Here is a 512-nt window from a genome sequence, read left to right on the forward strand (position 1 = left end):
TCAAAGCCGAACTGTTGCAGGCCACCTCTATCCGCTCCCTGGACTTTACTAACCGTACTTTCTGGCCGGAAACGTATTATAGAGATATCAATCCCTTGTTCCAGACGATGAACTGGTTCAACAATTACCTGTTTGCCTATGACTATATCGACATCTCCGATGATCTAACCGGGGAAAACACCTTTAGCAGCGAGGAACGCAAACGTATCGACAACTGGCTGCTGGCCGCTGCTGAGTTTGCCCAACACGAACAGGATTGGGATATCAACCGCAACTTCACCAACCGCAGTTCCTCCTCGGCTGATGCCGCCTATACCCCTGCCCGCAAATGGTCGCCTTCCCAACGGGGAGGAGCTGATCTGCTTACCCACTACTCGGCTTCCGGACCTGGCCATACCGTCTATGGCATCATGCAAACTTTTAACAACCGCCGCATGGCTTGCTACCGCTATGCCGGTTTGGTGGGCATCAAACTAGGCAAGACACAGCTGGTGGAATCGGCCAAACGTTAT

At 52.3% G+C, this 512-nt stretch carries 1 protein-coding gene; it reads left to right on the forward strand.

Annotation, left to right across the window (positions count from 1 at the left end):
- On the forward strand, nt 1-512 hold a 512-nt coding region (locus Q0590_RS37530), incomplete at both ends, for a hypothetical protein (protein ID WP_302042821.1).

The organism is Rhodocytophaga aerolata (genome assembly GCF_030503435.1).
In the GTDB taxonomy this organism is placed as follows: domain Bacteria; phylum Bacteroidota; class Bacteroidia; order Cytophagales; family 172606-1; genus Rhodocytophaga; species Rhodocytophaga aerolata.